The sequence below is a fragment of the Streptomyces ureilyticus genome, from assembly GCF_011045025.1.
In the GTDB taxonomy this organism is placed as follows: domain Bacteria; phylum Actinomycetota; class Actinomycetes; order Streptomycetales; family Streptomycetaceae; genus Streptomyces; species Streptomyces ureilyticus.
The window spans coordinates 75,644-98,455 of the sequence record NZ_JAAKZX010000001.1; the positions used below are offsets into that span (position 1 = coordinate 75,644).

The following is a 22,812-nucleotide window of genomic DNA, read 5'->3' on the forward strand; positions in this document are numbered from 1 at the left end:
CTGCTGGCCGTCCGGCCGGAAGCGGGGCGGAGCTACATCTCCCGGTGCTCCGTCCCCGGCTCCTTCTCCAGCCAGATCTCCTCCGCGTACACCAGCTCCTGCGCCTGCGACCTCGTCGCCCGCCGGGCCGCCGCCCGCTGCTCCATCGGGAGCTTCTGGAGCAGTTCGGTCGTCAGCTGCCCGATCTGCTCCGTCACCCGCAGGTCCAGCTCCAGGAAGAACTCCTCCTGCTGCTCCGGGCTCCCCAGCGCCTCCAGGGCCTGCGGCCGGTATGTCTGCCAGTACTCCCGAGCCGTCTGCCCGTGCCTGCTCAGCTGCGTCACTGCCATTCCCCTCATCCGCGTGGAGCGACGGCTCCACTCCCCCAGTGCTCAAGAGCGTCCTCCCCCGTTGGTCCTGCGGCTCGGCCGCGATCTTGGGGTCGGAGTGTAGTCATTTGTTGACAGCCGAGACTAGCGACCAGCACGCCCCCGCAGTCTTCAGCGGCATGAGCGCTCTCCCCGTGGCGCCGATAGGGCACAGGCCTTCAACCCGGCCCGGCACGCCGTCACCACCGACGGGACCAGGGGTCTCGCCCCAGCCTCGCCCGGATGCTCAACAGCGGCCGGACATCATCCATCCTCTATGGCCCTACGACTCACCAGCAGGGGATTCCCCTCCCCCGCCGAAGCGGGAGGCGAGTTCACCCAGCGAAACGCCGCTCTCTCCATTGCGCACAGCGAAATGGAGAGAGCCAGCAGTACGCGTCTCAATTATCTGGCTACATTTCCATCATGGCGAGCATGGCGAAGATGAAGTTCCACGTGGCCGTGACCGAGGAGTCCCTGAAGGGGCTCAACGAGCACGCCAAGGACGAGCGGGATCGCGAGGCGGCATGGATCGCCGAACGCCGGCGGGAACTGCTCGTCCCCGGCATGCCGCGGCGCGCGGCCGCCGCCGTCCGCCGCACCATCCGGGCGGACGTCGCCAGGATGCGGCGCACCGGCGAGTTCGGCGGCAACCGGGACGACATCGTCGCCCGGGCCGTGCGCGAGGAGCTGCGAGCGCGAGGCCTGGACCGCAGGTGGCCGAAGCCGCCGGAGGGCGAGGTCGACGCTCCGGGCCGCCGCTGGGGCACCCCCCCGAGCCAGCCCATGGGCGAGGGTGGATACACCGCACGCGTGTCGGTGAACCTGCCCTACAGCCTCGGCGACACCGTACGCCGCGCCTCCTACTGGACCAGCAAGGCCGCAATCGAGGCCCTCCAGGAGTGGGCCGACCGCTGGGGCGACGGCATCGACGTAGCGATGCGCGAGGCCGAACGCGACGGCATCCCCGCCGAGCTCGCCCTCATGGCCGCCACCGGGAACCTCTCCGCGCCACAGTCCGCACTGGAGATCCGGGACAGGCTCCGCCAACAGGTGCTCACCACAGGGGACTTGATTCGCGCGGCAGTGGACAGGGTCATCGACAGGGAACAGCCCGAACTCCCCGACAGGACCTGACCGCAGAAACAACAGTTTCCAATCCGTTCGATTTCCCTCGAACGGGTCCGTCAATTCCGTTACACCTCGGTGCACGTCGTCAGCACAAACGTCTGGCAAGCTGTGCGGCGATCCGAGTAGCCGCACCGCGCGGTGAAATCACGGAAGGCCACGGAATGACCACACCCACAACACTGCAAGCGGCTGTCGATACGGCCGCCCATGCTGTTACCAGAACGGCGAGAGTGATCGTCGTCATCCAGCAGAAGGGCGGTGCAGGCAAGAGCACGATCGCGGTCAACACGGCCGCATGTGCAGGCCGGTCAGCAGTGCTGTCCAATGCGGACGAGTCTGCGGGCGCTCCCGTCGTCGCGGCCGGCATCGACGTCCAGGGCACCCTGGAGAAGTGGTGCGCAGGCGTGCGCGAAGAGGCCCTGCCGTTCGACTTCGTCGTCACCAGGAGCAAGTTGGACATCCTGCCGAGCATCATCAACGATCCCGACCGGCGCCGCATCATCGTTGACACCCCGGGCTTCCTGGACGTCGACCCCGACGCCGAGTGGGGAGCCGACCCGCTGGGCGAGAGCCGGACAGCCGATGCCCTGCGCGAGGTGCTGGATGTGGCGGACCTGGCGATCGTCCCGATCACCCCATCCAAGATCACCTGGGACGAGTGCGAGTACACCATCGAACGCGTCCTCAAGCCGAGGGGTATCCCCTTCCTGGTCGTGATCAACATGCACGATCCCGGTAAGGACAAGTCCGAGAAGCAGCTGAACAAGGTGAAGGCGTGGATTGACGAGCGGAACTACCCCCGGGTCGCGGACCCGATCCGCCGGTACACCATCCACGAGCACGCCTACGAGAACGGCACTCTGGTGACCGAGTACAAGATGTCCGGCACGGCCCTGAACGCGCGAGAGGACTTCATGCGCGTGGCCCTGACGATGGAGCAGATGCTCTGATGGGTAAGGCGATCACCGTAGGCGGGGCTCCGGCGGCCCCCGGGCGTCCGGACAACGCCATCGAGCTGGCGCGTGCGCTTGGCGACTCCACAAAGCTCCCCACCAAGCAGCTGACCGACACTCCGGCGCTCATCGCGCAGGAGCAGGACATGCTCATCAAGTGCGAGAGCGCGATCGAGAACCTGCGCTTCGCCTTCTGGGCTGCCGGTAAGGCACTCCAGGTGGTGCGAGATGCTCGCCTGTACCGGGCACAGTTCGAGACCTTCGAGGAGTACACGCAGACCAGGTGGGACATCACACCGCAGTACGCGGGCAAGCTGATCCGCACCTGGCGTGTGGCCGAAGCACTGTTCCAGGCCAGGCCAGGGGGCGGTTTGGAAACAATTGTTTCCACGAAGCTCGGGTACGGGCACGCATGGGCGCTGGTGCCACTGGTCGAGGAACACAGCGTGCAGGCGGCCGTCTACCTGTACCTGGGGCTGTTGAAGGCCAAGGGTGCAGGCGTCACCGCCGCGCTCGTCCAGGGTGCCGTGGAGACATTGCCGAAGGCAGCGGTCGGACACAAGGCGAAGACCGAAGATGCGGTACTCGCCTATCTCAGCTCCCTGGAGGGCGAGACCCACTCGACTCCGGCGGCCGACCCCAGGAAGGCCGTGCGGGCACTAGCGAAGGCCGCGAAGACCTTCGACGCAGGCACCGTGCAAGCAGCGCTGGAGCACGACCCGAAGCGTGCCCGCACAGCGGTGAAGTCTCTGATCGAAGCCTTGTCGTCGGTCAGCGGCGTGAAGGTCACGTTCCTAGAAGAGGACGCTGAGGCCGCGGAGCTTGAGCACGGACCCGAAGATTCCGACGAGGGCACCGAGGGCGAGGCCGTACCGGCGTCGGCTGCGTAGGGCAGCCGGAACGCAAAGAAGCGGGCCCCGTCCGAGGACGGGGCCCGCTTCTTTTTGTCAGCTCAGGTGCCGGGCGCAGGCCGTGGTGAACAGCTTGGTGAACGGGTCGTCACCGGGGTCCTGGAGGAGTTCCCACCAGGCGAGTGCGACCAGGTCGGCAAGTTCCTCCGCTCGACTGACGCCGTCGACCGGGATCGGGGCGGCGCCCGTAGCGCAGCGGGAGCCGGCGGCGGTGAGCCACTCAGGCAACCCGCCGCTCGGGAAGCAGACTTGCAGGGCGGCGTACAGGTCGGCGGGGACGCCGCCGGTCACTGCTCAGGCCGTCGGGGAACGCCACCGGGGCGGGTGGGTGTGACGCCAAGCGCTGCGGTCACCTCGTCGCGGTGGGGGAACTGGGGGCGGCCGTCGTCCATGCGGACGGTGAGCAGACCGCCGGTGTGTGTCTGCTGGATGACGCCCTGGTCTCCGGCCTCGGCGACGCGGCCGAACGTCTCGATCCGGGCGGTGAGTTCGATGCGGGCTCCGACGTGCACGGCTGTCTCCTTCGGTCAGTTGAGGGTGGTGAGCAGGGCGGCCGCGAGGGCGACCAGGGAAGCGCCGGTGATGTCGACGGCGATCCGCAGGCCCCGGTACTTGCGGCGGGCGATCCTCGACAGGTGGATGAGGTGCTCGGCCTGGTTCCTCGGTGCTTTCAGGTCCTCCACCAGTTCCTCGGGCGTGCACAGCAACCAGTAGAGGAAGCTGCCGCGCGCGACGCCACCCAGGCGGGGGCGCACGACGAGGAGGACGACGAGCATCGCGGCGACCAGGCCGACGGTCCCGGCGCCGACGAGACGGGCGGCCGTGGCCGGTAAGGCGTTCCCGGGCACGGCGGCAACCAGCGCCGCGAGAGGTAGGGAGAAGCTGGTGAGCAGGACACCGGACTTGGCGTCGGTCCTGCTGATCTCCGCGAGGACCGTCGCGTTGGCCGCATCCAGGCGAGCGTTGAGGGCGTCGGCGCCGGTCATCGGGTGCCTTCCGTGCTGGTGGTCCAGGTCCACGGTTCGGGGTCGGCGGCCGCGTTGGCGGCCGCGATGCCCAAGCATGTCGCGAGTTCGCGAACAGGCTTCTTGAGGCGGCGATGGGCGGCGACGCGACGCAGCAGGATCGCGAGGAGCGCGGCCTGGTCGTTGTCGATGGTGTGTTCGCGCTGACCGGCGTCGTCCAAGAGGGCCGTGAGCGGCGGGTGGTCGTCGGCCGACAGGATCCCGCGGGCGTACTGGCCGAGTTCGCGCAGCTGCGGAACGGCGATCGTGTCGACGCCGAAGAAGTCGCTGCCGTGGCTGACGGTGATGTGCGTGCTCATGGGCGGGTTCCCTTTCGGTTAGCGGCGGCGGTTGTCGTTCTTGGTCTGTGCAATCAGCCCGACTGTCTTGGTGCTGTGGGTGCTGTTGTCCATGTGGACGTCGCCCTCGAAGTGCTTGTGGATCTCGGGCGGGGCGGCCGCGACGACCTCCTTGGCGCCCTTGAAGACCCGAGAGAGAGCGCCGAGGAAGACGATGGGCGCGACGAAGACGATGCCGACGACGACCGGGTTGACCTGGCCGACGGTCCACATCACCAGGGAGATGCCGCCGCAGATGGGCACGGAGGCGACTCCGGCGGCGAGCATGATGCCGCTGACGTCGGTGGCCCGCTGGCTCATGGGGGCCCGGCCGTGCTGCGCGACGGGCGGGGCGTAGCCGGTGGGCGGCACGGGCGACACGTCCTTGTAGAAGGTGGCGACGGGGGCGTTGTCGCTGTATCCCTCCGCGATGAGGCGGGCGGCTTCGGCCTCCTTCTCGGCTTCGCTCAAGGCGCGGCCGGCGGGGCGGTCGGGGTGGTTCACTGGTGTGGCTCCTTCGTTGCATCGGGGAGTGGGCAGGGGACCGGCCGTTTCTGACGGAGTAGCCGGTCCCCTGCCGTTTCTGGGTTCAGGGCAGGCGGTAGACGCCCTTACCGAGGGGGACGATGGCGCCCTCGTTGGCGAGCGTGCTGACTTCGTTGTTCACGCTGCGGGTGGCAGGTCCGCCCTCGGTGCCGCAGCCGACGGCGGTGCGGATCTCCTTGATCGCAAGGCCGTCGGAGTGGCCGTCCAGTGCGGCGAGGATCCGTTCGCGGATCGTCGGCGCCTTGGCCTTGGCGGCCGCCATCGGCGACGGGGCTTCGGGAAGGTCTGCGGCCTGCTCCTTCGCCTTGTCGTCGGCCTCCAGGAGGCCTGCAATGTGCTCCAGTTCGCTGTTGAGGGCGTTCATGTCGACCCGACCCCGGGAGGGTGCTGACGGGCCGCCTGTGGCCGTTTCCGCCCCCTCGGCGGCGGCGGCGGTGCCCCGGTGGGCGTAGTGCCACCCGGCGGCGCGGGCTTCGCCCGGGGTGAGGGTCGGCATCGGGCGGCCGTCCATCAGCTCTTCGAGCTGGGGGTACAGGCCGTTGACCTTCTTCAGGACGAACGTGCGGAAGAGGGTCGCCTTGCCCTCCGTGATCAGCCATCCCATGCCGGGCGTCGGCACGCCCTCGGTGGCGGCGGTGCCTTCGAACAGCTCCTTGGCGCCCGCGCCCTCGTAGATCCGTTCCGGGATGGGGGAGATGTGGGCGCCGATCGGGGCGATGCCGTCCAGGCTCATGCCCTGGGTGGACGAGGAGGCGGTGCGCAGCAGGAAGACGTGTCCTTCCTTGCCCTTCTCGCGGATCTCGTGGTTGTCACCGAGTTCCTTGAGGTGGAGGGACTGCAAGGCCATGTCGATGCCGATGCCGACCTTCTGGCCGGTCTTCTGGAGGTCGCCGATCATCCAGGCGGCTTCCTTGCGGATGTCCTGGTCCAGGGAGGACAGCAGGCGGTTGATCTCGTCGCCGGTCCACTGGATCAGACACCACTGGCCGTGGAAGTCGAAGTCGCCACGGCCGCGGCTGTGGGCCTCGCGGTACTCCTTGACCGCGTGCAGTGCGCGCAGCTGCTGCATCGTCTCGGCGGGGCCCTTGGCCATCCAGTCGATGCGGCCTTCCATCTCGGGCATCGACATGCCGCCCTGGACGTCGGCCATCCAGGAGATGACGCCGGAGATGCGCTGTGCGGCGCCGAGGAGGCGCATCAGGCCGGACTTGCCCGCGCCGGTGGTCCCGGCGGTGATGCCGTGCTGGGCACGGCCGGTGTCGAAGTTGAACAGCTGGATGCGGGCCATCGAGCCGTCGTGGGCGACGCCGATGGAGATCCGGCCGCGGTCGTCCATCGTCAGGTCTTCGACCGTGGGGGCGCGGACGTCGAGGAGTGGGTTGGTCCGGTAGATGTAGACGACCGCTTCGCGCGGTCCCGCGCCCTCCATGACGAGGCGGGAGATGTCGTCGATCCCGAGCGCGCTGCACAGGGCCTCGTGGTTGACCCGCAGGGTCTTGCCGCGCGGGGCGGCGATCCGCAGCCGGATCTGCTCCTCGCCGATGCTGTACGCGACCAGGTCGACGCCGGGGGCGGCACCGCCGGTGCAGTTGACGTGTTCGGCCCAGATGCGTTCCAGAGCAGCGCCGGGGTCCTCCGCCTCGGTCTCCAGCTCCAGTGCTTCCAGCGCGCGCCGGGCCTCGGCGAGGCGGGGCGCGACCTGGATGGCGAGGCGGCCGGGCCCGTAGCCGTCGACCTCCTTGGTGGCGACCGCGTCCACGGGCACGTCGAAGACGCCAGCGATGGCCCGCTCGTCCAGCGTGCGCGGGACGACTTGGCCGGCGGGGGCGAGGACGACCGCTTCGAAGTCCGGCTCATCGGGGTTGTACTGCCGGATGCCTTCCAGGGTGGTGTCCCCGGTGGCCTGTGACTGGTTCCACAGCACCCGCATGTGGTCCTCGAAGGTGACCGGCTCGCCCTCTACGGCCTCCGGCTCCCCGGCGAGGACAGGAAGGTTATCGACGGCCCGCGCCACGCCCTTGGATCGCGTCCAGGGCGCCATGGGGATCATCACGGCGGTCCAGGTGGCCGCCCCCAGCATCGGCCAGCCGTTGGGGTAGTCGAGGATGGGGACGAGCAGGCCCGCCGTGTAGGCGCCCGTCCAGCCGAGTACGGGCAAGGCCCGCAGGGACGAGACAAGTCGCCGTGTCCAGTCCTCGGTGTCGCTGCGCTTCCACAGCCCGACGCCGGTGAGAGCGCCGGTGGCCAGGGCCGCGCCGTGCGCCCACCACGGAACATCCAGCTGAGGGCCGACGGCGGCCCAGGTGCCAGCGGCTCCGTACACGAGCCGTTCGGCAAGAGCCAGGCGGCGGGCGGTCTTGCGTGTCAGCCCCCGCTCACCGGCGGCGGCGTCGGCCTTCACGACGTCAGTCGTCATCGTCATATCCCCTCCGGGAGGAAAAGAAGGGAGGGGCCCCGGCGAATGCGCCGGAGCCCCTCCCGTGGGGGCTTTCCGCCCGCCGCTTTCACGGACGGGCGGATATTCGGTTACTTGACTTCGTTGAATCCGGGCTTGGGCTGTTGCACGCCCATGGACTGCGTGACCTCGTAGATCCCGCCGTACTCGCCCTGGTGTGCGTCGTTGAAGCCCTGCGCATCCATCTGCATCTGGTCGGCGGCATTCACCAACTCGCCAGAGGCTTCCGAGACTTCCCGCAGCGAGGCGGAGCCCTCCATGATTTGAGCGGTGAATTGCGGCTCGACCTCCGCCGCATCGCACATCTCCGACATGTTGCTCGCCTTTTCGGCGTTGCGCTGAAAGAGCCTCTGGAGGGCCCAGACTTTCTCTTTGAGCAGCAGGGCCCGTGCTGTCAGCGTGGCGACAGCGACGCCGAGGCTGAGGAACCCCAGGTCGCCGTCAGGGACGGCGGGGAGCGTGTCCCCGCGAGGAACGATCTCTCCGGACACTGAGCCTCCTAGTTTTCGTTATGGACTCGGGCGGACGGCGTGCGCAGCCCCGCGTCCGCAGTCGCCTGCGTGAGCGGCCGGTACGCGTCGTCCATCGCGGTCTTCGCCGTCTCGCAGGTCTCGGCGGCGTGGAGCGACTTGACCGACATCTCCTCGGCCTTGCGGGAGAGGACCTCCATCGACTCGGCGAGCTTGGTCATCGCCCAGGAGGTAATGGTCCCGATGATGTTGTGCTTGGCGGCCAGGCGGGCAGCCACCTCATCGAGCGCGTACATCAACTCCTTGGCCTTCTCGGCGAGCAGGAGACATTCGTCGTGCGCTTCGAAGGCCTCCGAGACCACCTCGTCCAGGAAGTCCACGACGTCATCGAGCGTGACCTCCGTCGCGTGCTCGGGATTCATCTCGCCGTTCATCGCGGTCGTCACAGCGGGCGAGTTGCCCACGGGCGCCTCCTTCTTGATCGTGGTGCTTGTGCTGCTGGTACCGGCAGGAAGACCCCGGGCCCCGGTGGTCAGCGGTTCGCGGGCAGGCGCCTGGTATCCGGCCGGGAAGACCGGTTCAGCCGTCCACACCACTCCCTGCTGGGGGTCGGTGTCGCGCATGGAGTCGTAGGCGCTGCGGCGTTCCCCGCGAGGCGGAGGCTCGTAGAACTCCCAGCCGGATCCGGTGGAATCGTCGGCACCCGCCTTGCTGCGGGCCCGCTCACTCGCGCGGTGGGCCCGTTCCTTACGGCGCGCCTTGCGCCGGTCGGCCGGTCCGGTGCCCGCAGCTGAGCCGCGCGACTTCTTCTTGGACTTCACCCGGGCCTTCTTCCTGCCAGGCCCGGGGCCTTTCTTTCCGCCGGGCTTCGGCTTCTTCGTCAGGTCGACCTTCGGCCCGCCGCCCGCCGCGGAACCGCCGGCGGGCTTCGGCTTCTTCGTGAGATCGACCTTGGGGGCGGTGCCTGATCCGGCACCGGGGTTCGGCTTCTTGGCCAGGTCGACCTTCGGTCCGGCCGGTGCGGGCCCCTTGCTCTTGCCTCCCTTGTTCTTGGACTTCTTGCGCTTGACCGTGGTCAGTACGGGAGGGGCGAGGTTCTTGCGCCGCTTCTTCAACCGGCGCCGAGCCGCCTTGGCGGCGGCCTGCCCCAGCGTGGTGCGGTCCGCGTCGGCGGCGGCCGCCGTCTCCTTCTTCTTCCGGCGGGTCTTGGCCCGGGCCTTGCGTTCCTTCTGCTTGGCCTCGAACCGGTCCTGCCGTACCTGCTCCTTCCTGGCTTCCTTCGCGTCGGCCCGGGCGTTGCGGACCCGGTCCTTGGTGTCCTGCCGGGCGCCCTTCGCACTGTTCGTGCGGTCGCGGGCGGCGTCCCGGTCCTTCGCACGGTTCTCCAGCCGGGCGGCCTGCCGGTCCGCGCGCCGCTGAGCCTTGGAGCCCTGCCGCGCGGCGGCACGGTCCTGGCGGCCGCGGGCCCGCTCCAGCGCCGGGCTGGAGCCTTTGGAGCCGGGGGACTTGCCGCCGGAGGGGGACTTGATCCCCGACCCCGAGCCGCCTTTCTTCCCGGACGAGCCGTTCTTGCTGGAGCCCGCCGAGGACTTCGGCGACTTCGGCCCGGTCTTGGACTTCGGCCCGGTCTTGCCGCCGCCCGAGCCGGACCCGGTGGACGTCTTCGGCAAGTTCTTCTTGCCGCCCAGTGCGCCGCCGCCCGAGCCGGACTTGCCGCTGCGGCCGGGCCCGGTTCCGCCGGCGCCCTTGCCGCCGGGGCCGGTGCCCTTGCCACCCCCCATCAGGGAGCCGCGGCCGCCACCCAGGGACTTGCGGCCGAACTCCTGGCCGGAGGGGATGGACTTGCCGCGCTTCTGGGCCGCCTTGTCGCCGATGTCCTGCATGGCGAGCTGGTGCTTGGCGGCCGCCTCCACGCCTGCGAGCCGGTGCTTGAGGCGGGCCTCCCGCAGCGGAGCGAGTTCCTCGGCCCGCTCCATGCGCCGCTGACGCCAGTCCGTCAGGACGGTGGCGGTGCCCCGGAGCGCGGCCAGCGCAATGGCCAGGGTCGCCGCGAGGCCGAGCGCCGCGACGCCGGGGCTGTCGGCCTCGCCGTCGTCGCCGTCCCGGCGGGCGGGAGCGGAGCCCTCCGAGCGGAGGGCCACGGTGTCTGTCGGCCCCGGCGAGCCGGGGACCGATGGCAGCGTCGGGGAGAGATCGGCCAGGGAGTCCGCCGCCGACCGGCGACGCCGGGGCGAGGGGACTACGGCCCACCCGTCGCCACTCTCCGGCGGCGAGGCCGGAGGAGGCGGATCGGCGGGAGGGGCCGGGGGTGCGCCGAGGAGGGTGCTCGCCATGAGGGTCACTCCGGCGAGCATGGACATGATGATCCGTCTTCTCATGGCCGGTGTTCTACGGGGAGTTGACGCTGCCCGCAATGAGCCCTCGGGCGTTGAGTCAGCTGTCTCGACGGGTTTCTGCCATGTCAGTACGGTGGTGCGACCGGTTGGCGAGGGGGCGCTATGGATCGGGCACGGGACGATGACGCACCGCACGGGTTGCCTCCTTTCGCCACCGGTCCGGTCGCCTCTCTGGCAGTCGGTTTCGCCGCTGTACTGACCGCGCTGTCCGGCCGGTACGGCTTTCACCGAGACGAGTTGTACTTCCTCGCGGCGGGCGATCACCTGGCGTGGGGATACGTCGACCAGCCGCCGCTGACGCCGTTCATCGCGCGGGCGGCCGCCACGCTGTTCGGGGACTCGACGGTCGGGCTGCGCGTCGCGGCCACCGTCGCATTCGTGGCCGTCATCTTCACGGTCGCACTGCTGGCAAGAGAGTTGGGCGCCGAACGCAGGACGCAACTGCTTGCCGCGGGGCTCGCTGCTCTGGGTGGGCAGCCACTGGCGGTCGGGCACATGGTGTCGACCGCCACCTTCGATCTGCTGGCGTGGCTGGTGATCTGTTGGCTGGTGCTGCGGCTGCTGCGTACCGGGAACGGGCGGTGGTGGCTGCCGGTCGGACTGTGCGTCGGGGTCGGTCTGCTGAACAAATACCTTGTGGCGCTGCTGATCGTGGCACTGCTCGCGGCCGTGCTCGCCGTGGGGCCGCGGCGGATGCTGCGCAGTCCGTGGCTGCCGGCCGGGATCGCCGTCGCCCTGGCGGTGGCGGCACCCAACCTGTGGTGGCAGGCCGACCACGGCTGGCCGCAGTTGACCGTCGCGGAGGGGATCAGCTCGGACAACGGGACCGAGAACCGCCTCCTGTTCGTTCCCGAGCAGCTCATCTATCTCTCACCGCTGTTCGTGCCCGTCTGGATCGTGGGCTGGCTGCGGCTGTGGCGCGATCCGGCGCTGCGCTGGGCCGGGTCGATGGCTGTGGCGTATCCGCTGCTGTGCGTGCTGGTGCTCGGGCTGGGCGGCAAGGGGTATTACGCCGTTCCTATGCTGATCGTGCTGTTGGTTGCGGGCTGCGAGCCTATTCTCGCCTGGACGCGGCGCCATGGCCGTACATGGCTCGTGGTTGCCGTCGTGCTGACCGCGGCGATCAACGCGATGGTGACGCTGCCCGTGCTGCCGCAGAGTGCGCTCGCCGTGCCGATGGCGCTCAACAAGGAACAGGCTGAGCAGGTGGGCTGGCCCGCGCTGGCCGACGCGGCGCGGGAAGGGTGGTCCGCGATTCCCGCGCGGGAGCGGGCGCGCGCCGTGGTTTTCACGCAGAACTACGGTGAGGCGGGCGCCCTCGACCGCTATGGGCCCGCACGCGGGCTGCCCCGGCCCTATTCCGGCCATATGAGCTACGCCGACTGGGGCCCTCCGCCGGACTCGGCCGACGGACCCGTTCTCCTTGTCCGACAGGAGGACGCCCGCGACATCGAGCGGTACTTCACCGACTGCCGTCAGGTCGCCCGCGTCGACAACGGGCACGGCGTGGACAACGAGGAGCAGGACGCAGCGATCGTCACCTGCTCGGGAACGACCCAGCCGTGGTCGAGGCTGTGGCCCTCGCTCGGCACTACTACTGAGGGCTTCAGCTTGTGGCTGATGAGAGCCGGCCGGTCGCGCCGATGGGGAGTCGACGAGAGGTTCGTCAGGCCTTGAGGTTCGCCTTGTCGCCCATCACCACGACCGGGTGCTTGTCCGGGTCGAGGGTGCGCAGCAGGTACTCCATGCCCGACTTGGACAGGCTCACACAGGCCGACGTACCGCTGCCGTGGTCCATGTGCAGCCAGATGCTGCCGCCCTTGGCCTGGCCCTGGGGGCGGGTCGGGTCGCCCGGTGAGGTGCCCTTGACGCGGTTGTAGTCGATGGCGATGACGTAATCGAAGTCGTGCCAGTGCGACTTGGCCCAGTAGCGCGGGGCCTGGAAGCCCGCGGACCGGGTGTACGGGAGGCCCGCGCCCGGGTCGGGGAGGACACCGCCCGCGTCGCTGAGAGTGAACACGCCGACGGGGCTGCGGTTGTCGCCCTCGCGGTGGTCGGTGGTCCAGCCCTTCTTGCCGTTGTGGCCCTGCCAGCTGCGCGTCTGGTCCCAGGTGGAACCGGACTTGGTGTAGAGGACGATCCTGGACTGCGCCGAGTCCTTGCCCTCGCCGTAGACCGCCACCACCTGGCGGGAGTTGGCCGGAATCTGCTTCCGCAGCCCGTCCCCGACGTCGGGGATGCGCTTGAGGTCGACGGTGCGCGCCTCGGCCTGTCGGGGCCGGTCGCTCGACCTCGCCTCGCTCTGGTGACCGCTTCCGCCGTCCGAACCGCCGCAGGCCGCGAGGGACATGAGAACGGCACCACAGGCCGCGGCCGCAACTGTCGTACGCATCGCACCGCCAACTCGCATGCGATCCATCGTCGCACCGTGTTCCGCACCATCGCGCCCGGCACCGGGGTATCCCGGCCATATGCGGGTGATGCGGACCGAATCTTTGCCGGGCGACGAAAAACCGTTTGCCTGCGGACACGCTGTGGCGCGAACCTTTCACAGTTTGTTGCCTCCCCCCACCCCGTTCTACGAGCCCCTGGGACGTCATGCAGATTCAAGACCTTCCGTATCCCGACCCGGGTGTGCCGGACGCGCGCTCGGGTCCCCGGTTCCTGATGTGGCTCGGCCGGAATCAACTCGGCGGACAACTGAAGTCCCTGGCCTGGGGACTGCTGCACTTCCTCTCCGTGTGCGGGCTGCCGTTCTGCGTCGGCGTCGCCATCCAGGCCGTCGTGGACCGCTCCGGCGCACGGCTGGCCCTGGCGGGCGGCCTGATCGCGCTGTGCGGGCTCGGTATCGCGGTGGGCGACACCATGCTGCACCGGACCGCGGTCACCAACTGGATCACCGCCGCCGCCCGGGTCCAGCAGCTACTGGCCCGCAGGACCGCCCAGTTGGGCTCCGCGCTGACCCGGCGGGTGGCGGCCGGTGAGGTGGTCGCCGTGTCCACGGGCGACGTGGAGAAGATCGGCTGGTTCGTGGAGGCCGTGTCGCGGTTCACCGCGGCCGCCTTGACCATTGTCCTGGTCTGTGTCGCCCTGGTCGTGTACGAGCCCGCGCTCGGCATCGTTGTCGCCGTGGGCGTGCCCGTCCTGGCGCTCGCGGTGCTGCCCCTGCTGCCGCGCGCCACCAGGCGTGCCGACTTCCAGCGTGAGAAGGCGGGGCGCGCCACCGAGCTGGCCTCGGACACGGTCGCGGGACTGCGCGTGCTGCGCGGCATCGGCGGCGAGGAGCTGTTCCTGGACCGGTACCGCCGGGCCTCGCAGGACGTACGCCGGGCCGCCGTCCGCAGCGCCCGGATGTGGTCGCTGATCGCCGCGGTACAGGTGCTGTTGCCCGGTCTGCTGCTGATCGCGGTCGTGTGGCACGGCGTGAACCTGGCACGCGAGGGTCGGATCACCGTCGGCGAGATGGTCACCGTGTACAGCGCCGTCATGATCATGTCGTACCCGTTGCACCACTTCGTGGAGATCGCGATGGCGTACTCCTTCTCCCGGCCGTCCGCGAAACGTGCGGCCCGGGTGCTGGCGCTGGAGCGCGCGATGGACAGCGAGGGCTCGCTCGAGGCGGTCGCGCCGTCCGGGGATCTGTACGACCCGGCGACCGGCCTTCTCGCTCCGGCCGGACGGCTCACCGCCGTGGTGTGCGGCGACCCAGATGCCGCGGGTGTGTTGGCCGAGCGGCTCGGCGGGCACGCCGCGGACTCCTCGGAACTGCCGTCCGCGCTTCTCGGAGGGGTACCGCTGGACGAGCTGCCGCTCGACTCCGCCCGCACGGCGGTCCTCGTGCAGGACAAGGACCCGGTACTGCTGTCCGGCACCCTGCACGAACTGCTCGACGTGCCCGCCTCGGGCGGCGTCAGTGCCGAGGACGCGCTGGCCGCCGCGCAGTGCGGTGATGTGCTGGACGCGCTCGCCCAGGGGTCGCTGGACGCCGAGGACCCGATGGACACTCGGATCACCGAACGCGGGCGCTCGCTCTCGGGCGGCCAGCGCCAGCGCCTCGCGCTGGCGCGGTCCCTGGTCACGGACCCGGAGGTGCTCGTCCTGGACGAGCCGACGTCCGCCGTCGACTCGCACACCGAGGCGCGCATCGCCGGCGGCGTCCGGTCGCTGCGACAGGGGCGTACGACGGTGGTCTTCACCTCGTCCCCGCTGCTCCTGGACCACGCGGACCGGGTCGTGCTCGTCCATGAGGGCGAGGTCGCCGCGGTCGGTGTGCACCGCCAACTGGTGCACAGCGAGCCCCGGTACCGCGCCGTGGTGACTCGTGAGACCGACGACGAGCCCGCCGCAGTCGCCATGGACCATCTGGAAGCACTCGAAGAGATCGAGGAGACCGCATGATCGGCGTGGCGCCACCGGCCTACGACCCGGCGGCCCCGACGACGGCGAACACCCTGCCGGTCGGCGCCCCCGCGACCGTACGCGCCTACGTGGCCGAACTGTTCCAACGGCACCGCCGGGCCTTCCTGCTGCTCATCACCGTCAACACGGTCGCCGTCGTCGCCTCGATGGTGGGCCCCTACCTGCTGGGCTCCCTCGTCGAGCGCGTCTCCGACAGCGCCACCGCGGCGAACGAACTGCATCTGGAACGCACCGCCGCGATCTTCGTCCTCGCGCTGGTCGTCCAGGCCGAGTTCGTACGCCAGGTGCGGCTGCGTGGCGCCATGCTCGGCGAGCGCATGCTGGCCGACCTGCGCGAGGACTTCCTCGTCCGGTCGGTGGGGCTGCCGCCGGGCGTCCTGGAGCGGGCCGGCACGGGCGACCTGCTGTCCCGGATCACGACGGACATCGACCGGCTCGCCAACGCCATGCGCGAGGCCGTGCCCCAACTGGCCATCGGTGTGGTGTGGGTGGCGCTGCTGCTCGGTGGGCTCGCCGTGACCGCGCCGCCGCTCGCCCCCGCCGTGCTGGTCGCCGTCCCGCTCCTCGTGGCCGGCTGCCGCTGGTACTTCAAGCGCGCGCCGTCGGCCTACCGCTCCGAGGCCGCCGGCTATGCCGCCGTGGCCGCCGTCCTCGCCGAGACCGTGGACGCCGGGCGCACCGTCGAGGCGCACCGCCTGGGCCAGCGCCGCATCGAGCTGTCGGACCGGCGCGTCCAGGAATGGACCGCATGGGAGCGGTACACCTTGTGGCTGCGTACCGTGCTCTTCCCGGTCATCAGCATCACGCATGTCACGGTCCTCGGTTCGGTCCTGATGATCGGCGGGTTCTTCGTGCTCCAGGGCTGGATCGGGGTCGGCCAGTTGACGACGGGCGCGCTCATCGCGCAGATGCTCGTCGACCCGGTGGGCCTGATCCTGCGCTGGTACGACGAGCTGCAGGTGGCCCACGTCTCGCTGGCCCGCCTGGTCGGCGTCCGCGATATCGAGCCGGACGCCGGTGACGGGTCGCTGGACCCGGATGGGCGCGAGGTACGCGCCGACCGTGTGCACTTCGGCTACAGGGAAGGCGTCGACGTTCTGCGCAAGGTCTCGCTGGAGGTTGCGCCGGGCACCCGGCTGGCGCTGGTCGGCCCGTCCGGCGCGGGCAAATCCACGCTGGGCAGACTGCTCGCCGGGATCTACGCGCCCCGCGTCGGCCACATCACCCTGGGCGGCACCGAACTGTCCGAGATGTCCGCCGAACGCGTCCGCTCCCATGTGGCGCTGGTCAACCAGGAACACCACGTCTTCGTGGGATCCCTGCGCGACAACCTGCTCCTCGCCAGTACGGACGCCGATGACGCCGAGCTGTGGGCGGCCCTCGGCGCGGTCGACGCCGATGGCTGGGCGCGTGCGCTGGACGACGGTCTGGACACCGAGGTCGGCTCGGGCGGCCTCGGCCTCACCCCGGCCCAGGCCCAGCAGATCGCGCTGGCCCGGCTGGTGCTCGCTGATCCGCACACACTGGTCCTGGACGAGGCCACCTCGCTCCTCGACCCGCGCGCGGCCCGCCACCTGGAGCGCTCCCTGGCCCGTGTCCTCGACGGCCGCACCGTGGTCGCCATCGCCCACCGGCTGCACACCGCCCATGACGCCGACGTCATCGCCGTCGTCGAGAACGGCCGCATCAGCGAACTCGGCAGCCACGACCAGCTGGTCACCGCCGACGGCGCGTACGCCGCGCTGTGGCGGTCCTGGCATGGGTGAGCCGGCCGGTGGCCGTCCGTGGCGTTGCGGTGTGTCGACCAGGGGTGGAAGGCTGGTAATCGGCACGGGCTCAGGGAGCCTGAGCTCAGCGGCCCGCACTGCCGCCGCCTACGCGGTGGCAGCGGGTCGGCCCGCATCACCTGGAGGTACCCGTGGACAGCGCCGACGGCTGGGGAGACGACGTCTACCAGCCCGACCAATCCGAGGTACAGGACGACGCGGGGCTGCTCGACGCCGAGGACACCCTGGAGTCCGACGGTGTGAACGACCCTCTGGACCGGGGCTGGTCCCCGCCGGAGCGGCCGTGGGCCGTGGAGCGCAGGGACGTGACCGCCGCCGAACGGCTTCGCGGCGAGACGCTGGACGAACGGCTCGCTGAGGAGCTTCCGGAGGTCGTGGCGCCCGACGGGGACGGTATCGGCGACAGTCTCGATTCCGACGGGGAAGCCCTGGACAACGAAGTGGGCTCCACCCGCTCCGGACGTCTCGTGGCCCCGGACGAAGGTGCGCACGGGGACGAGGAGAGCCGACTGATCGCCACCGATGTGGGCATCGACGGCGCCGCCGCCTCGGCAGAGGAGGCGGCCATGCACATCGTCGACGAGGACGCCCAGTCCGGCTGAGCCGGCGTCGCTCAGATGACGTTGAGCGCCGCCGCGCAGCCCACCCCGCCGAGCAGCATGAACGCCGGCATCAGCACCTTCAGCTCGACCCAGCTGCCCGCCCGGAACCGCATCGCCTTGGGCGGCCCCACCGGGTACCAGCGCTTGCGTCCTATGGGTATCGGCCACAGGATCGGGCAGCCTGACACGGTCAGCGCGTCGCCGATGTCGTGCACCAGCGCGCCGAGGACGACCGGCAGCCCCAGCCACAGGTACTCCTGGCCCGGCGCCGTGAACAGCCAGTCGGAGCCGTTGCCCGGCTGGTCCAGGACTCCCGCGAGGATCCAGGCGCTGGTCGCGGCGAGCAGCCAGACCAGTACGTCGGCGCTCTGGCCACGCGTCGCCCGCCACAGCAGCCCCTCGATGGCGAGCACTATGTGCACGAAGAGGATCGCCAGGACTGCCCAGCGCTCCCCCGTGATCGCGATGGCGGAGGTGCCCGCACCGATCAGCGCCGCCCACAGCCAGGTGTGCGTCAGCGTGCGGTGCCCGCCCGAGCGACGCGGGTCGCCCTGCTTTTTCGTCCCCTTGTAGACGGCGTACGAGAGCTTGTCGACGATCTCGCACAGGCCTCGTGAGAGGGGGCCGAAGGCCGTCGAGATGGTGGCTGCCTTGTGGTCGAGGTCCGGGGCGAGCGCGGCGCCGGCGCAGATCAGCGCGCCGACCAGGAGGACCGGCCAGGGCATCGTGTACCCGGCGGCCGCCGCCGCGGCTCCGACGCCCAGCCAGGCCGCGGCCCCGGACAGTGAGTGTGCTGGTCCCATCATGGCCGCGCCCCGCCCCATTCCTCGTGTACTCGGTGTAGTCGCGCCCAGTTGTCCATGTGCGCTGATACCTCGTCGGCGCCACAGCGTAGCGTTCGTGATCTTCTGTCCGGCAACCGATTCCCTCATTGCCCGGGATCACAGGCAAGATGGGGACGTGACCCTTATCGATCAGCTGCCGCAGACCGCAGATCCCGACGCCCTCTACGAAGCCTTCGAGTCGTGGACCGGGGAACGCGGCATCGCGCTCTATCCCCATCAGGAGGAGGCACTGATCGAGGTGGTGTCGGGTGCGAACGTGATCGTGTCGACGCCCACCGGCTCCGGCAAGAGCCTGATCGCCGCCGGTGCGCATTTCGCGGCGCTCGCCCGGGACGAGGTCACCTTCTACACGGCACCCATCAAGGCACTTGTCTCGGAGAAGTTCTTCGAGCTGTGCAAGCTGTTCGGCACCGAGAACGTCGGCATGCTGACCGGTGACGCCTCCGTCAACGCGGACGCCCCCGTCATCTGCTGCACGGCCGAGGTCCTGGCATCCATCGCGCTGCGCGACGGCAAGCAGGCCGATGTCGGCCAGGTCGTCATGGACGAGTTCCACTTCTACGCCGAGGGCGACCGCGGCTGGGCCTGGCAGATCCCGATTCTCGAACTGCCGCAGGCCCAGTTCATCCTGATGTCGGCCACGCTCGGCGATGTCTCGATGTTCGAGAAGGACCTCACCCGTCGGACCGGCCGCCCCACCGCGGTCGTCCGCTCGGCGACGCGGCCCGTGCCGCTGTCCTACGAGTACCGGCTGACGCCGCTCACGGAGACGCTCACCGAACTCCTTGAGACCAAGCAGGCCCCCGTCTACATCGTGCACTTCACCCAGGCACAGGCCGTGGAGCGAGCCCAGGCGTTGATGAGCATCAACATGTGCTCGCGGGCGGAGAAGGACCAGATCGCCGAGCTGATCGGCAACTTCCGCTTCACCACCAAGTTCGGCCGCAATCTGTCCCGTTACGTACGGCACGGCATCGGTGTGCATCACGCCGGCATGCTGCCCAAGTACCGGCGACTCGTGGAGAAGTTGGCCCAGGCCGGTCTCCTGAAGGTCATCTGCGGTACCGACACCCTCGGTGTCGGCGTCAACGTCCCCATCCGCACGGTGCTGTTCACCGCGCTGGCGAAGTACGACGGCAACCGTGTGCGGACGCTTCGCGCGCGTGAGTTCCACCAAATCGCGGGCCGTGCCGGCCGGGCGGGCTTCGACACGGCGGGGTTCGTCGTCGCCCAGGCTCCCGAGCATGTCGTCGAGAACGAGAAGGCGCTCGCCAAGGCCGGCGACGATCCCAAGAAGCGTCGCAAGGTGGTCCGCAAGAAGGCTCCCGAGGGGTTCGTCGGCTGGACGGAGAACACCTTCGAGAAGCTCATCGCCTCCGATCCGGAGCCGCTCACCTCCCGGTTCCGGGTGACCCACACGATGCTTCTGTCGGTGATCGCCCGGCCAGGCAACGCCTTCGACGCGATGCGCAATCTGCTGGAGGACAACCACGAGCCGCGTAAGCAGCAGTTGCGGCACATCCGGCGCGCGATCGCCATCTACCGTTCGCTCCTGGACGGCGGCATCGTCGAGAAGCTCGACGAGCCGGACGCCCAGGGCCGTATCGTGCGCCTGACGGTCGATCTGCAGCAGGACTTCGCGCTCAACCAGCCGCTGTCCACTTTCGCCCTCGCGGCGTTCGAGCTCCTGGAGCCGGAGTCCCCTTCCTACGCGCTGGACATGGTCTCCGTCGTCGAATCGACCCTGGACGACCCCCGGCAGATCCTCGCCGCTCAGCAGAACAAGGCCCGTGGCGAGGCCGTGGCGGCGATGAAGTCGGACGGCGTCGAGTACGAGGAGCGGATGGAGCGGCTCCAGGACGTGACGTACCCCAAGCCGCTGGAGGAGCTCCTCTTCCACGCGTACAACACCTACCGCAAGAGCCATCCATGGGTCGGCGACCATCCGCTGTCGCCGAAGTCCGTCATCCGCGACATGTACGAACGAGCCATGTCCTTCACCGAGTTCGTCTCCTTCTACGAACTCGCCCGAACCGAGGGCATCGTGCTGCGCTACCTCGCCAGCGCCTACAAGGCCCTTGATCACACCGTCCCGGACGACCTCAAGTCCGAGGATCTTCAGGACCTGATCGCCTGGCTCGGCGAGATGGTGCGGCAGGTCGACTCCAGCCTCCTCGACGAGTGGGAACAGCTCGCCAACCCGGAGGAGATGACGGCCGAGGAAGCCCAGGAGAAGGCCGACCAGGTCAGGCCGGTCACCGCGAACGCGCGCGCCTTCCGCGTCCTCGTCCGCAACGCCATGTTCCGCCGTGTCGAACTCGCCGCCCTCGACCAGGTCGAGGAACTCGGCGAGATGGACGCCGAGTCCGGATGGGACGCGGATGCCTGGGGCGAGGCCATGGACAAGTACTGGGATGAGTACGACGACCTCGGCACCGGCCCCGATGCACGCGGCCCGAAGCTGTTGCTCATCGAGGAGGAGCCGCGGAACGGCCTGTGGCGCGTCCGGCAGACCTTCGCCGATCCGAACGGCGATCACGACTGGGGCATCAGCGCGGAGATCGACCTCACGGCCTCCGACACCGAGGGACGTGCCGTCGTCAAGGTCACCGACGTCGGCCAGCTGTGAGCTCAGGAGAATCTGACACATGACGAACCCAGCGGAACGACTCGTCGACCTGCTCGACCTGGAGCAGATCGAGGTCAACATCTTCCGTGGACGCAGCCCGCAGGAGTCCCTGCAGCGGGTCTTCGGCGGGCAGGTCGCCGGCCAGGCCCTCGTCGCTGCCGGCCGCACCACGGACGGGGAACGGCCGGTGCACTCGCTGCACGCGTACTTCCTGCGCCCGGGCCGCCCGGGTGTGCCGATCGTGTACCAGGTCGAACGGGTCCGCGACGGGCGGTCGTTCACCACGCGCCGTGTCACCGCCGTGCAGCAGGGCCGCACGATCTTCAATCTGACCGCCTCCTTCCACAAGCCTGAAGAGGGGAGCTTCGAGCACCAGCTGCCGCCGGCCCGCGAGGTCCCGGATCCTGAGTCGCTCCCGACCGTCACTCAGGAGATCAAGGAGCATCTGGGCGCGCTGCCCGAGACGTTGGAGCGCATGGCCCGCCGCCAGCCCTTCGACATCCGCTACGTGGACCGGATGCGCTGGACCCCCGAGGAGGTCGAGCACGCCGAACCGCGCAGCGCCGTATGGATGCGCGCTGTCGGCCCCCTGGGCGACGACCCGCTGGTCCACACCTGCGCGCTCACGTATGCGAGCGACATGACCCTCCTGGATGCCGTCCGCATCCCGGTGGAACCGCTCTGGGGCCCCCGCGGCTTCGACATGGCCTCTCTGGACCACGCCATGTGGTTCCACCGGCCGTTCCGCGCCGACGAGTGGTTCCTGTACGACCAGGAGTCGCCGATCGCTACCGGTGGCCGGGGCCTGGCGCGCGGGCGCATCTACGACCGGGACGGACGGATGCTCGTCTCGGTCGTCCAGGAAGGGCTGTTCCGCAAGCTTGAGGCCTGACGGGTCACGGGTTTCTGCGGCGCAGCCATCCGAAGAGGCCCCGGGCGCGTTCCGGTTCCTCGACGCTCCGCTGCTCCTCGATCAGTTGTGGTTTCCGACGCGCACGCGGTGTCTCGGCTCCCCTCGGTGTCGGACGTGGGGCGGGCCGGTCCTCTCGTGCCTCCTCGATCACGTTCGCCAAGTCGCTGCGGAGCCAGCTGATCTCGTCGGGGTCCTGCGCCGTCATGATCCGTGCGGCGACGTGGGCGGCGGGTGAATCGGGCGCGCCGTGGGCCGTCCGGTCGGGTTGGAATCGGTTCAGATAGGCGCGTTCGTACGGGTCTTCGATGATCTCCGCGACCTGCACGGGATCCAGCAGGGATGCCACGGCCGCGGCGCGCGCCCAGGGATCTTCGGTCTGCCGCAGCAGATAACCCACGTGCCGTCCCCGCCAGTTGCGGGCCCGCAGGTCCACGCCTGCGTCCAACTGGTCGCGCAGACCCTCGGGCGTACGCCCCCTCAGCAGCGGGGCGTTGTTCTCGCTCGCGGCGAACTGCCGCAGTTCCTCGGCCAGATACAGCCAGACCACAGCCCTGTACCGGTTCAGGTACCACTTGACGGGTGCGATCAGGCCGAGGCGCGCGAACCGCGTGAACCGGGCTGCCGACACCCCCATGAGGGCTGCGCCCTCCGCGGTGCCCACGGCCTTGACGCGCTCGCGGAGCGCGTCGGGAAAGCCGGTTTCGGAACGCACCCGGTCGATTTCCGCGCGGGCCACGCGACGGCCTCCGCCCCCTTCGTCGGGAAGGGTCCTGATACATCCAAGTCGGACGGCGAGGTCCAACTCGCCTCGTTTGAGGCCCAGTTCCCGTGCGGCGCGGCTCGGCGTGAGTGCCGGCCGGATCCCGGTCGCGGCGGCCGGGGCAGAGGTGGGCAGGGCGGATTGCGTGATGGTGTTGCCGGACATAGCGGTTCTTCCCCGTACAGCGACGTGCACTTGCGTGCCTTTGCCTTGCTTGCGCCGTATGCGTGCGCTCGCTTCGGGAAAAACCGTAGCCGGTTTGCCTCGCCTCCCGCTCGGCCTGTGGATAACTTGGAGCGGATCGAC

At 69.7% G+C, this 22,812-nt stretch carries 21 protein-coding genes; 9 read left to right on the top strand and 12 right to left on the bottom strand.

Annotated features, from left to right (window positions below):
* Positions 1–32: 32 nt before the first annotated feature.
* The gene (locus G6048_RS00340; protein ID WP_165337352.1) at positions 33–329 is read right to left on the bottom strand and encodes a hypothetical protein; all 297 of its coding nucleotides are present in this window, start codon (positions 327–329) and stop codon (positions 33–35) included.
* Positions 330–782: 453 nt separating this feature from the next.
* On the opposite strand from G6048_RS00340, the gene G6048_RS00345 reads away from it, so the two are divergent.
* From G6048_RS00345 to G6048_RS00355, 3 genes are all read left to right on the top strand, one after another.
* Complete coding sequence (locus G6048_RS00345) at positions 783–1,484, top strand: hypothetical protein (protein ID WP_165337353.1); 702 nt, start codon at positions 783–785, stop codon at positions 1,482–1,484.
* A 224-nt stretch (positions 1,485–1,708) separates the two neighbouring features.
* The gene (locus G6048_RS00350; RefSeq protein ID WP_235989388.1) at positions 1,709–2,428 is read left to right on the top strand and encodes a ParA family protein; all 720 of its coding nucleotides are present in this window, start codon (positions 1,709–1,711) and stop codon (positions 2,426–2,428) included.
* Entirely contained in the window at positions 2,428–3,321 is an 894-nt protein-coding gene (locus G6048_RS00355; protein ID WP_165337354.1) for a hypothetical protein, read from the top strand. The genes G6048_RS00350 and G6048_RS00355 overlap by 1 nt, the downstream gene beginning before the upstream one ends.
* Positions 3,322–3,378: 57 nt before the next feature.
* Here the strand turns inward: G6048_RS00355 and G6048_RS00360 are convergent, their stop codons facing one another.
* The 8 genes from G6048_RS00360 to G6048_RS00395 form a co-directional block, all read right to left on the bottom strand.
* Positions 3,379–3,633: a hypothetical protein gene (locus tag G6048_RS00360; protein WP_165337355.1), complete on the bottom strand. Its 255-nt coding sequence runs from the start codon at positions 3,631–3,633 to the stop codon at positions 3,379–3,381.
* Positions 3,630–3,854: a hypothetical protein gene (locus G6048_RS00365; RefSeq protein ID WP_165337356.1), complete on the bottom strand. Its 225-nt coding sequence runs from the start codon at positions 3,852–3,854 to the stop codon at positions 3,630–3,632. The genes G6048_RS00360 and G6048_RS00365 overlap by 4 nt, the downstream gene beginning before the upstream one ends.
* 15 nt (positions 3,855–3,869) lie before the next feature.
* A complete protein-coding gene (locus G6048_RS00370) occupies positions 3,870–4,328 on the bottom strand; it encodes a Pycsar system effector family protein (RefSeq protein WP_165337357.1) in 459 nt (152 codons plus the stop codon).
* On the bottom strand, positions 4,325–4,666 hold the full coding sequence (locus G6048_RS00375) for a DUF7739 domain-containing protein (protein ID WP_165337358.1): 342 nt from the start codon (positions 4,664–4,666) through the stop codon (positions 4,325–4,327). Before G6048_RS00375 ends, G6048_RS00370 begins: the two co-directional genes overlap by 4 nt.
* A gap of 18 nt (positions 4,667–4,684) precedes the next feature.
* Positions 4,685–5,188: a hypothetical protein gene (locus tag G6048_RS00380; RefSeq protein WP_165337359.1), complete on the bottom strand. Its 504-nt coding sequence runs from the start codon at positions 5,186–5,188 to the stop codon at positions 4,685–4,687.
* Between the two features lie 85 nt (positions 5,189–5,273).
* The gene (locus tag G6048_RS00385; protein ID WP_165337360.1) at positions 5,274–7,646 is read right to left on the bottom strand and encodes a hypothetical protein; all 2,373 of its coding nucleotides are present in this window, start codon (positions 7,644–7,646) and stop codon (positions 5,274–5,276) included.
* A gap of 110 nt (positions 7,647–7,756) precedes the next feature.
* Positions 7,757–8,176, bottom strand: coding sequence for a conjugal transfer protein TraB (locus G6048_RS00390; protein ID WP_165337361.1), 420 nt, complete (start codon positions 8,174–8,176; stop codon positions 7,757–7,759).
* Between the two features lie 8 nt (positions 8,177–8,184).
* Entirely contained in the window at positions 8,185–10,533 is a 2,349-nt protein-coding gene (locus G6048_RS00395; protein WP_165337362.1) for a hypothetical protein, read from the bottom strand.
* 120 nt (positions 10,534–10,653) lie between these two features.
* On the opposite strand from G6048_RS00395, the gene G6048_RS00400 reads away from it, so the two are divergent.
* Positions 10,654–12,228: a glycosyltransferase family 39 protein gene (locus G6048_RS00400; protein ID WP_165337363.1), complete on the top strand. Its 1,575-nt coding sequence runs from the start codon at positions 10,654–10,656 to the stop codon at positions 12,226–12,228.
* Here G6048_RS00400 and G6048_RS00405 read toward each other — a convergent pair.
* On the bottom strand, positions 12,218–12,961 hold the full coding sequence (locus G6048_RS00405; RefSeq protein WP_206340994.1) for a hypothetical protein: 744 nt from the start codon (positions 12,959–12,961) through the stop codon (positions 12,218–12,220). The two genes, G6048_RS00400 and G6048_RS00405, sit on opposite strands and share 11 nt — an antisense overlap.
* Before the next feature lie 188 nt (positions 12,962–13,149).
* Here G6048_RS00405 and G6048_RS00410 point away from each other — a divergent pair, with 188 nt between their 5' ends.
* From G6048_RS00410 to G6048_RS00420, 3 genes are all read left to right on the top strand, one after another.
* Complete coding sequence (locus G6048_RS00410) at positions 13,150–14,949, top strand: ABC transporter transmembrane domain-containing protein (protein WP_165337364.1); 1,800 nt, start codon at positions 13,150–13,152, stop codon at positions 14,947–14,949.
* Positions 14,946–16,736 (top strand): ABC transporter ATP-binding protein, encoded by a 1,791-nt coding sequence (locus G6048_RS00415; RefSeq protein WP_165337365.1) that lies wholly within the window; start codon positions 14,946–14,948, stop codon positions 16,734–16,736. Before G6048_RS00410 ends, G6048_RS00415 begins: the two co-directional genes overlap by 4 nt.
* A 152-nt stretch (positions 16,737–16,888) precedes the next feature.
* On the top strand, positions 16,889–17,359 hold the full coding sequence (locus tag G6048_RS00420; protein ID WP_165337366.1) for a DUF5709 domain-containing protein: 471 nt from the start codon (positions 16,889–16,891) through the stop codon (positions 17,357–17,359).
* An 11-nt stretch (positions 17,360–17,370) separates the two neighbouring features.
* Here G6048_RS00420 and G6048_RS00425 read toward each other — a convergent pair whose 3' ends face one another.
* A complete protein-coding gene (locus tag G6048_RS00425; RefSeq protein WP_165337367.1) occupies positions 17,371–18,165 on the bottom strand; it encodes a metal-dependent hydrolase in 795 nt (264 codons plus the stop codon).
* Positions 18,166–18,319: 154 nt separating this feature from the next.
* Here G6048_RS00425 and G6048_RS00430 point away from each other — a divergent pair, with 154 nt between their 5' ends.
* Together G6048_RS00430 and G6048_RS00435 are read left to right on the top strand one after the other, a co-directional pair.
* Positions 18,320–20,833, top strand: coding sequence for a DEAD/DEAH box helicase (locus G6048_RS00430; protein WP_165337368.1), 2,514 nt, complete (start codon positions 18,320–18,322; stop codon positions 20,831–20,833).
* A 19-nt stretch (positions 20,834–20,852) separates the two neighbouring features.
* Complete coding sequence (locus G6048_RS00435) at positions 20,853–21,725, top strand: acyl-CoA thioesterase (protein WP_165337369.1); 873 nt, start codon at positions 20,853–20,855, stop codon at positions 21,723–21,725.
* Between the two features lie 4 nt (positions 21,726–21,729).
* Here the strand turns inward: G6048_RS00435 and G6048_RS00440 are convergent, their stop codons facing one another.
* Positions 21,730–22,671, bottom strand: a complete 942-nt coding sequence (locus tag G6048_RS00440) for a DUF6397 family protein (RefSeq protein WP_165337370.1) — start codon at positions 22,669–22,671, stop codon at positions 21,730–21,732.
* Positions 22,672–22,812 lie beyond the last annotated feature (141 nt).